The sequence below is a fragment of the Pseudomonas acericola (SeqCode) genome (assembly GCF_053456465.1).
Map to the genome: position 1 here is coordinate 919,270 of NZ_JBRFJB010000003.1, position 9,737 is coordinate 929,006.

The 9,737-nt window shown below is 62.8% G+C and carries 7 protein-coding genes; 2 read left to right on the forward strand and 5 right to left on the reverse strand.

Annotated features, from left to right (window positions below):
* Positions 1-65 precede the first annotated feature (65 nt).
* Positions 66-2,579 (reverse strand): TonB-dependent receptor, encoded by a 2,514-nt coding sequence (locus ACU688_RS16195; protein ID WP_448185574.1) that lies wholly within the window; start codon positions 2,577-2,579, stop codon positions 66-68.
* A 404-nt stretch (positions 2,580-2,983) separates the two neighbouring features.
* On the opposite strand from ACU688_RS16195, the gene ACU688_RS16200 reads away from it, so the two are divergent.
* Together ACU688_RS16200 and ACU688_RS16205 are read left to right on the forward strand one after the other, a co-directional pair.
* Entirely contained in the window at positions 2,984-3,898 is a 915-nt protein-coding gene (locus tag ACU688_RS16200; protein ID WP_257782427.1) for a GGDEF domain-containing protein, read from the forward strand.
* A gap of 1 nt (position 3,899) precedes the next feature.
* Entirely contained in the window at positions 3,900-4,937 is a 1,038-nt protein-coding gene (locus ACU688_RS16205; protein WP_448185575.1) for an AraC family transcriptional regulator, read from the forward strand.
* On the opposite strand, the gene ACU688_RS16210 is transcribed toward ACU688_RS16205, so the two are convergent.
* The 4 genes from ACU688_RS16210 to ACU688_RS16225 all read right to left on the reverse strand — a co-directional run bounded on the left by ACU688_RS16210 (position 4,924) and on the right by ACU688_RS16225 (position 9,088).
* On the reverse strand, positions 4,924-5,805 hold the full coding sequence (locus tag ACU688_RS16210; protein ID WP_448185576.1) for a LysR family transcriptional regulator: 882 nt from the start codon (positions 5,803-5,805) through the stop codon (positions 4,924-4,926). The two genes, ACU688_RS16205 and ACU688_RS16210, sit on opposite strands and share 14 nt — an antisense overlap.
* Before the next feature lie 214 nt (positions 5,806-6,019).
* Positions 6,020-6,634: an isochorismate family cysteine hydrolase YcaC gene (ycaC, locus tag ACU688_RS16215; protein ID WP_016980087.1), complete on the reverse strand. Its 615-nt coding sequence runs from the start codon at positions 6,632-6,634 to the stop codon at positions 6,020-6,022.
* A gap of 28 nt (positions 6,635-6,662) precedes the next feature.
* Positions 6,663-8,501, reverse strand: coding sequence for an amidohydrolase (locus tag ACU688_RS16220; RefSeq protein WP_448185577.1), 1,839 nt, complete (start codon positions 8,499-8,501; stop codon positions 6,663-6,665).
* A complete protein-coding gene (locus ACU688_RS16225) occupies positions 8,498-9,088 on the reverse strand; it encodes an antibiotic biosynthesis monooxygenase (protein ID WP_448185578.1) in 591 nt (196 codons plus the stop codon). Before ACU688_RS16225 ends, ACU688_RS16220 begins: the two co-directional genes overlap by 4 nt.
* Positions 9,089-9,737: the final 649 nt, after the last annotated feature.

Consider the following 9,737-nt stretch of genomic DNA (forward strand, 5'->3'; position numbering starts at 1 on the left):
AAAACGATGGAGATCAACTGTGGGAGCTGGCTTGCCAGCTCCCACATTTAGATCAATGTTGGTGCTTAGAAGTGGGTGAAGGTCAGGCCGACTTTGTAGGTCGGGCCGTACTCTTCGTACTGGCCGTTGTAGCTGCGATGGCCGGTGTAGACGAAGTACGACTCATCCGTCAGGTTCTGCGCCTCGAAGCTCACTTGCAGGTTCTTGGTCAGTGAGTAGCGCGCGCTGAAATCCACAAAGGTCTGCGCATCCACATGCAGGTCATGGGCCTTGTCGTTGATCGAGGCCAGCTCGTACAGGTAGGCCGACTTGTAGTTGGCCGACAAGCGCAGGCTGAGCTTGTCGTCTTCCCAGCCGAGCATCAGGTTGCCGACCGTGTCCGACTGGTTCGGCAGGCTGATGTTGCGTTTACGGTTGCCGCCGCTGGTGCTGTCAAAGCCTTCGATGTCCGCGCTGGAGCGGCTGAAGGTGGTGTTGGCGCCCACCAGCAAACCGTTCCACGGCGCCGGCAGCCAATCGAACTTCTGCGAGTAGGCCAGTTCCAGGCCATACAGCTTGGCGCTGTCGCCATTGGCGTAGGTGTGGGCCTCGGAGAAGTTGGTCCAGGCGCCGGTGCCAGCAAGGTCGGTGTTGTAGACGAAGTTCTTGATGTCCTTGTAGAACACGAACGCCGAGACGGTGCCGGCGCGGCCCATGAAGTGCTCGATGCCCAGGTCCAGGTTGCTCGACTCCAGCGGCTTGAGGTCCGGGTTGCCGAAGGTGGCTTCGTCATCGTCGATCACAAAACCCGGCGCCAGTTGGCCGAAGGTTGGGCGCACCACGGATTTGGTCCAGGCCGCACGCACCTGGGTGTTCTTGTCGATCTGGTAGCGCGCATGCAGGCCCGGCAGCCAGTGGTGGTAGCGGCGTTTAGTGTCAGTGGCGGTGAACACGCCATCGGTGGCGCCAGTGCCCTTGGCTTCGAACTCGGTGCCTTCGTAGCGCAGGCCGGCAATGAAGCGCCAGTCGTCGATATCGATGGTGTTCATCAGGTAGCCGGCGTTGATGTCTTCACGGATGGTGAAGTCGTTGACCCGCGATTCGGTCTCGTCATAGAAGTCCGCTGCGTTGAGGCCGCCGATCAACTGCTTGATGCTGCTGGGGCTGATGCCGGGGCCGTAGTTGCCCAGGCGATAATCGACCGTGCCCTTCTGGAACTGGGTAAGGTTGAGTTGTTCGTCAGTGAAACCCAGCTCGTCGAAATCCTTGTAGACCCAGGCTTCCAGGTCGTTGCTCTTGTGCCGGCGGCTGACCTTGCCGCCAAACTTGAACTGCGAGGCGTAGCCGCTCAGGTCATAGTCGCGGGCCAGGTCCAGGCGCAGGTTTTTCTCGGTGTCCTTGGTGTTCTGTTTTTCCCAGTCAACCTTGTCGAGGGTGAAGTTGCTCGCGTCGTAGAAAGCGCTGCCGATGATCGGGCGCGGCTTGTCCTTGTCGTAGAAACCGCTGTCGGCAAAGTCGCCGCCGTCAAAGGTCGCGCCGGCGATGTGCGCCGGGCTGTCTTCGCTGGACTGGCTGTAACCGGCCTGGCCGCTCAAGGTCCACAAGCCGAGCATGCGTTCGCCGCCGAAGACATAGGACTGGATTTCCTGGGTCTCTTCGCGGTTTTTCAGCTTGCGCTTGCCTTCGGCGTCTCCCAGCTCGCCCGCTGCCAGCGGGTCGGCAAATTCGATGCTGGTGGAGTTGCGGGTCTCGGTGTCCTTGTAGCGGCTGTAGAGGGTGCGCAGGTAATAGCTGCTGAGGTCGTCGGGCTTGTAGTCGAAGTTCAGGCCGCCACCGGCGCGTTCGCGGCTGATGTCGTAGTCGCGCTGTTCGAATTCGTTGAGCTTGGCGCCGTCGCTGAAGTCCCAGGCGCCGCCGGTTTCGACGTTGTCCGAGCCGAAGTCACGCTTCTGCCAGCTGAGTGCGGCGGCCACGCCGAAGTTGTCGATGCCGTCGCCCAGGCTGAAGCGGTTGCTGGCGGCGCCGGAGAATTTCGGGCTGGTCTGGTGGGTGTTCTTGTCGTAGCTGGCTTCGCTGCTGCCGGTGTAGAACAGGCCTTTGTGGTCGAAGGCCGAGAGGCTTTGCACATCGACGGTGCCGCCGAGGGAGTTGGCGTCCATGTCCGGGGTGAGGGTCTTGATCACCGACAGCGACTGCACCAGCTCCGAAGGCAGCACATCGAGCGCCACGGCGCGGCGCGCGCTTTCCGGGGCGGGCACCAGGGTGCCGTTGATGGTCACGCTGTTGAGGTCCGGGCCCAGGCCACGCACGCTGACGAAGCGCCCTTCGCCCTGGTCGCGCTCGACGCTGACACCGGGCAGGCGCTGCACCGCTTCGGCGACGTTTTCATCCGGCAACTGGGCGACGCCGTCGGCATGCACCACACTCTTGATGCTGTCGGCGGTGCGCTGTTCTTTCAGCGCCGAATCGATCGCGGCGGCCTGGCCGACCACTTCGACGTGCTCGGTGGTGGCCGCTTCGGCCGCATTGATCCGCTCGCTGGCCATGGCCAGGGCCAAGGCGGTAAGCGTAAAGCCGACGAGCCCGGTGCGCTTGTACATGCAATCCTCCCCAAGAATCCGTTGGCGCCAGGCAAGAGGCCCGGCAACTGGGAGGGCAAGCTAGGGGTGGGGGATGACGGTTCTGTGACAGGGGCTGGCGCGAAGGCCCGTAAACCGGGGTTTAGAGCGCACCTCAGTGAACAAATGAGCTGAAATGACCTCGATTTAAACTGTTGGAGCTGGCTTGTGTGGGAGCTGGCTTGCCTGCGATAGCATCACCCGGGTGTTACTGAAAGACCGAGGTGTCTGCATCGCAGGCAAGCCAGCTCCCACAGTTGAACGGTGTTTGGTTTGAAATTGTGATTTTTCCGTGAGCTGATTCGACCCGCCCCCACCGTCACGCAACCGTCACATCCATCTGCTGTGCTGGCGCCCATCGCTCTGTTGCCCAAGGATTCGCGGCCATGTTCTCCGTGCTCAAACCCCACCGCTGGAAACTCTCCCTGCTGCTGATCGCCGCCAACCTCGGGTTGATCCTGCACCTGGCCTGTGGCGAGTTGAAAAGCTTCAGCGAGTGGGTGTGGCTGGACATCTTCGGCGAAGGCGGCTCCGCCCTGCTCGCCCTGGTCTGGCTCGGCCTGGTGCTGAAAAGCCGCCCCGCCGGGCGCGTCACCAACTACCTGGCGCTGGGCCTGTCGTGCATCTTTTTCTCGTGGTGGATCGATAGCCTCGACGAGTTTATCCGCCTGCCCGACAGCATCACCTGGGACCACTGGCTCGAATCCGGGCCGATGCCGGTGGGCATGATTTTGCTGACCATCGGCATCTACCACTGGCACCGCGAACAACTGGCGATCAGTGCGCAGATGGAGAAACGCGAGCGGCTGTTCCGCGAGCATCGCCTGTTCGACAAACTCACGCCCCTGGCCGGCGCCGACTACCTCAAGCGCCAACTCGCCGACAGCCTGCGTGACAGCCAGGAGCAACAACAACCGCTGTCCCTGCTGGCCCTGGACCTGGACAACTTCGCAGCCATCAACCAGGCCTACGGGCATGCCGAAGGCGACGCGGTGTTGCAAGCCCTCAGCCATGTGCTGTTGCTGAACCTGCGCCGCCAGGACTTACTCTGCCGTCTGGCCGGCGACCGCTTCGTGGTGCTGTTGCCCAACACCGGCGAACGCCAGGCCCAGGTACTGGCGCTGGAGTTGCAACAGACCGTGCGTGCCCTCGCGCACAAGACCCGGCTGCAAGGCGAGCGCCTGCAACTGGCCGCGACCACCGCCGTGGTCATGGCCCTGGACGAAGCCCCGCAGGATTTGCTCAAGCGCCTCAACCTGGCCCTGGCCCGCGCCAAGCAACCCCTTGCGAAAAGCGCCTGAGATGGCAGTGAAAACCAACTGGTATGAAGCCGACAGCCGCTTCATCCCGGGGCATTACCAACCCGCCACACTGATCGACCTGGCGTTGTCGCGGGACATCGACAGCCATCGCCTGCTGCGCGGCACCGGGCTGTTTCACGAGGACATCCTGGCGGGCACTGCACGATTGAGCCCTCAGCAGTTTTTCGGCCTGATCGGCAACAGCCGCAAACTGCTGGACGCCGACGACAGCAGTTTCCTGTTCGGCCAGCGCTTGTTGCCCGGCTATTACGGTGCGGCCAGCCATGCCTTGGGCCATGCGCAGAACCTGCACCAGGCGCTGGACATCCTGATCCAGCAGCAGGTTTTACTCAGCCCGCTGGTTACCCTGCAATTGGAGCTGGATGAGCACCACGCCTACCTGTATTGGCTGGACACATGCGGCGCTGGCGAACACTGGCGTTTCCTGCTCGAAGCCAGCATGACCTCGCTGGTTGCCATGAGCCAATGGCTCAGCGGCGAACGCCTGCCGTGGGTGGCCAGTTTCAGCCATGCCGAGCCGCGTTATGTCGAGCAGTATTGGGTGCACCTGGGCGAAGACACTCGCTTCGATCGGCCGCTGGACATGCTCTGTATTCCCCGCGAATACCTCACCCGCGCGTGGCCGGGCGCGTCCGTCACGGCTGGGCAGGTCGCACGCCAGCAGGCCCGTGAGCAGATCGAACAGTTGGGCTTTGCCGGCAGCTTTCTCGATTGCCTCGACGACTACCTGCGCGACCTGGTGCGCCAACCGCCAAGCCTGGAACAGGCGGCGCTGGCGTTCGCCATGAGCCCGGCGACCCTCAAGCGCAAGTTGCACAAGCACGACACCGGGTTTCAACAGCAAGTGGACCGGGTGCGCAAGCAAGTCGCGCTGCACCTGTATCAGGTCAAGGGCTACAGCAATGAGGAAGTGGCGGCGTACCTGAATTTCAACGATGCGGCGAACTTTCGTCGCGCGTTCAAACGCTGGACCGGCAGCACGCCCAACCTGATCCGCCAACTGTTCAACAGCCGCTAGCCAGGCGCTCGCGCAGGAACTCCACCAGCGCCTGCACCGGCCGTGAGCTTTGCCGGTGCTGCGGGTAGACCGCCGACAGGGTGAGGTCTTCGGGGGCGAACTCGTCCAACACACTGACCAGGCGCCCGTCCTTCAGCGCGTCGCCGACGATAAAGGTCGGCAGATAGGTCACGCCCAAACCGGCGATGGCGGTGTCGCGCAACAGATCACCGTTGTTCACGCGCATCCGTCCGCTCACGTTCAGCGCCTGCACCTTGCCCTTGAAGCGCCATTGCACCTGGCGGCCGTGGCCGTAGGGCAGGCAGTCGTGTTCAGCGAGATCATCGGGTTTTTGCGGCGTACCGCGCAGGGCCAGGTAGTCGGGGCTGGCGCAGTACACCCGGGGAATGCTGGCGATACGGCGGGCAATCAGGGTGGAGTCTTCCAGGGTGCCGATGCGCAAGACCAGGTCGTAGCCTTCGCCGATCAAGTCCACGGGGCGGTCGCTGAGATCGACCTCCACCGACACGTGGGGATGGCGCTGCAAAAACAGCGGCAACAGGCAACCGAGGTGAGCCATGGCAAACGACAACGGCGCGCTGAGGCGAATGGTGCCGCGCGGCTCGCTGTTCTGCCCGGCGATGCCCTGCTCCACTTGCTCGACTTCACCGAGCAGGCGCAGGGCGGATTCGTAATAACTCTGGCCCAGTGGCGTGACATCCAGGCGCCGCGTGGAACGGTTGAGCAGACGCACGCCGAGGCGGTCTTCCAGCTGGATCAGGCGACGGCTGACGAACTGCTTGGACAGGCCCAGCTGTTCGGCGGCGGCGGTGAAACTGCCGGACTCCATGACCTGGCAGAACAGGCGCATGTCTTCAAAGGGGTTCATTGTCGCTTCTCGGTGGACATTTAAGCGGTTGTATAACCGGTTAGTCGCAACACCACAAACCAAAATGTGGGAGCTGGCTTATGTGGGAGCGGGCTTGCCCGCGATAGCGGTAGTCCAGCCAGCACGTCAGTGGCTGATCGACCGCCATCGCGGGCAAGCCCGCTCCCACACAAGCCCGGCTCCCACAGGGTTCAGCGGTGTTTTGCGGGTGGGGTTACTTGGTAAACGCCGAGTAGCTGTTCATCAGGTTGCGGTAGTTGGGAATACGCGGCGACAGCAGGTTGGCCAGGCCTTCCATGTCGTTGCGCCAGTCGCGTTGCAGCTCGCACGCCACGGCGAACCAGTTCACCAGTTGGGCACCGGCGGCGGTCATGCGCGCCCAGGCGGCCTGTTGCACGGTTTCGTTGAAGGTGCCCGAAGCATCGGTAACCACGAACACTTCAAAGCCTTCCTCCAGCGCGCACAGGGTCGGGAACGCCACGCACACATCGGTCACGACGCCGGCAATGATGATCTGCTTGCGGCCGGTCGCCTTCACCGCCTTGACGAAATCTTCGTTGTCCCAGGCGTTGATCTGGCCAGGGCGGGCAATGTACGGCGCGTCCGGGAACAGCTCTTTGAGTTCCGGCACCAGCGGGCCGTTGGGGCCGCTTTCAAAGCTGGTGGTGAGGATGGTTGGCAGGTTGAAGAACTTCGCCACATCGGCCAGGGCCAGGACGTTGTTCTTGAATTCGTTGGGGGAGAAATCCTGGACCAGGGAGATCAGGCCAGTCTGGTGATCGACCAACAGTACAACCGCGTCATCTTTGTTCAAGCGTGGGCTAGCCATGGTTCAACTCCTTACGGGGGTGGGGAAATCAGAAAGCAAAGCAGGAACAGCCAAACGCGCCCCAGAAACCCTGGAAGTCGCTGACCGGCACGCTGGAAAGGCGCGCCTTTTCGTGGCTGTGGGAGTGCACGCCGCAGGGGCCGCTGCACTGGTGCACTTGCGCCTGCAACGGCGAAGTCGGACGCCAGTGACCCGGCACCTTGACCACCGGCGACCAGTCCGGCAGCACCGGCACGCGCGGCGGTGCGTAATCTTCGAAATCGCCGGCGCCGTAGACCACCTTGCCGCCGACCACGGTCAGTACCGACTCAATCCACTTGATCGCTTCTTCATCGACGCTGAAAAAGTCCGCCGACAGTGCGGCAACGTCTGCCAATTGGCCGACCTTGATCTGGCCTTTCTTGCCCTGCTCGGACGAGAACCAGGCGCTGCCATGGGTGAACAGTTCCAGCGCGGTGAGGCGCGGCAAGCCTTCGGCGTGCAGCTCCAGGCCGCCGACGGTGCGGCCGCTGACCATCCAGTACAGCGAGGTCCACGGGTTGTAGCTCGACACCCGCGTGGCATCGGTGCCCGCGCCGACCGGCACGCCTTCGGCGAGCATGCGCTTGATCGGCGGCGTGGCTTCGGCGGCCTTGGCGCCGTAGCGCTCAACGAAGTATTCGCCCTGGAACGCCATGCGGTCCTGGATCGCAATGCCGCCGCCCAATGCACGCACGCGCTCGATGTTTTTCGGGGTGATGGTTTCGGCATGGTCGAAGAACCACGGCAGGCCGTTGAACGGAATGTCGCGGTTGACCTTCTCGAACACGTCAAGCATGCGCGAGATCGACTCGTCATACGTGGCATGCAGGCGGAACGGCCAGCGCTGCTCCACGAGGTGGCGCACCACCGGTTCCAGCTCTTGCTCCATGGTCAGCGGCAAGTCCGGGCGCGGCTCGAGGAAGTCTTCGAAGTCGGCGGCCGAGAACACCAGCATCTCGCCGGCGCCGTTGTGGCGCAGGTAGTCATCGCCCTGGTGCAGGGTGACGCTGCCGGTCCAGTTCTTGAAATCGCTGAGCTCTTCCTTGGGCTTCTGGGTGAACAGGTTGTAGGCGATGCGCACCGTCAGCTGTTCGTCCTTGGCCAGTTGCTCGATCACCGCGTAGTCATCGGGGTAGTTCTGGAAACCACCGCCGGCATCGATGGCGCTGGTCAGGCCGAGGCGATTGAGTTCGCGCATGAACTGGCGGGTCGAGTTGACCTGGTATTCCAGCGGCAGTTTCGGGCCTTTGGCGAGGGTCGAATACAGGATCATCGCGTTGGGCCGCGCCACCAGCATGCCGGTGGGGTTGCCGTTGCTGTCACGCACGATCTCGCCGCCCGGCGGGTTCGGCGTGTCCTTGGTGTAGCCGGCCACACGCAGGGCGGCACGGTTGAGCAAGGCACGGTCGTACAGGTGCAGCACGAACACCGGGGTGTCCGGCGCGGCCTGGTTCAACTCTTCCAGGGTGGGCATGCGTTTTTCGGCGAACTGGAATTCGTTCCAGCCACCGACCACGCGCACCCACTGTGGCGTCGGGGTGCGCTCGGCCTGGTCCTTGAGCATGCGCAGCGCATCGGCCAGGGACGGCACGCCTTCCCAGCGCAACTCCAGGTTGTAGTTCAAGCCGCCACGGATCAGGTGCAGGTGCGAGTCGTTGAGGCCGGGGATCACGGTGCGGCCCTTGAGGTCGATGACCTGGGTGCCACTGCCGCGCAGGGCCATGGCTTCACCGTCGGTGCCGACCGCGACAAAGCGGCCCTGGTGGATGGCGACGGCGGTGGCGCGTGGGTTTTCCCGGTCCACGGTGTGGAACTGGCCATTGAACAGAATCAGGTCGGCGTTCATAGGGTTTCCTTTACAGAGGCTTCAAGCCAGGGAGCGAACAGGCGTGTGGCGGCCGGCATCAGCAGGTAGACCACCAGCAGAACGATCGTCAGGGTGACCAGGAAGGTGGCGACCACATAGTTGGAGAGGAAGGGGTGCAGGCGCAGGATTGGGCCCCAGATGATCGGGACCAGCAGGGTCAGCGGCAGGATCACGAACAGCGTGACCACGGCTTGCTTCCAGCGCGGGGGCTTGGCGGCGTTTTCGGTTTCGGGGTTGAACCAGAATTCGTTGACGGCGCCGATTTCGGTGTTGTCGCCGTCGGCGAGCATGGGGGCGGCTTCGGCGATCAATTCGTTGCGTTCGGGGGAGTCGAGCCAGCGTTCCAGGGCGTCGGTGGAGCGGTAGCGCAGGACGCAGGTGAACAGGGCGAGGTTGTTTTGTTTGCTGCGTACGACGTCCACGCCGAGGTGGCCGGGGCGTTCGCCGGCGATGCGGACGATGCGGCGTAGCCAGGCTTCGTAGTTGGTTTCGTGGCCGGGTTTGATGAGGTGTTTGACGACCAGGGTGACGACTTCGTCGGGGCCTGTCTGGGGTGCTGGGTCCATGGAGTGTCCCTCTGCTTCTTCGAGATATCAGCGATGAGGGGAGTTTGCCGGTCCGGGTGGTGGCGGAATTGGATGTATGTGCTGTTTGGGTTGGGTTGGGTTGGGTTGGGTTGGGTACATATCCGTTGCTGCGGTAACGGCTGCTATTGGTTCCGCCCTTACGGCGGGTCACTTTGGAAAAGCCCCAAAGTAACCAAAGGGCTCTTGCCCCAACACTCGGTGCCTCGCCTAGGCTCGGCATGCCCGTAATCCGACATGGATTTGGGGGGCCGCCGCCACGCGCCATCCATGGCGCGTGGCGGCTAAACCGGCATCCCTGCCGGTTTACCCCCCAAATCCATGCCGAATTCCGGCCAGCGTGTTTGACGGGGCGCCCAAGATCAAAATCAAAAACAAAGCGAGGCGGCCTGACAGCCGACCTGATCGATGAAGCGTGCGCGGTACCCTGTGGGAGCTGGCTTGCCTGCGATGGCCTCAACTGGGTTTGTCTGATGTACCGAGTTGTCTGCATCGCAGGCAAGCTGAACTGGTCCAGTAATTTCGGACATTCTTTTCGGTTCTCACGCCGCTAACTTTTCTGCTGCTATTGGCGAATGGTATCCGTTGTAGCTGTGGCGCCTTACGCTGTTGTAGCGCGCCACATATCGGT

Coding starts and splice junctions, on each gene's coding strand:
- ycaC (WP_016980087.1), bottom strand. CDS start 6,634: ATGGCTAGCCCACGCTTGAACAAAGATGACGCGGTTGTACTGTTGGTC.
- ACU688_RS16210 (WP_448185576.1), bottom strand. CDS start 5,805: ATGAACCCCTTTGAAGACATGCGCCTGTTCTGCCAGGTCATGGAGTCC.
- ACU688_RS16195 (WP_448185574.1), bottom strand. CDS start 2,579: ATGTACAAGCGCACCGGGCTCGTCGGCTTTACGCTTACCGCCTTGGCC.
- ACU688_RS16205 (WP_448185575.1), top strand. CDS start 3,900: ATGGCAGTGAAAACCAACTGGTATGAAGCCGACAGCCGCTTCATCCCG.
- ACU688_RS16200 (WP_257782427.1), top strand. CDS start 2,984: ATGTTCTCCGTGCTCAAACCCCACCGCTGGAAACTCTCCCTGCTGCTG.
- ACU688_RS16220 (WP_448185577.1), bottom strand. CDS start 8,501: ATGAACGCCGACCTGATTCTGTTCAATGGCCAGTTCCACACCGTGGAC.
- ACU688_RS16225 (WP_448185578.1), bottom strand. CDS start 9,088: ATGGACCCAGCACCCCAGACAGGCCCCGACGAAGTCGTCACCCTGGTC.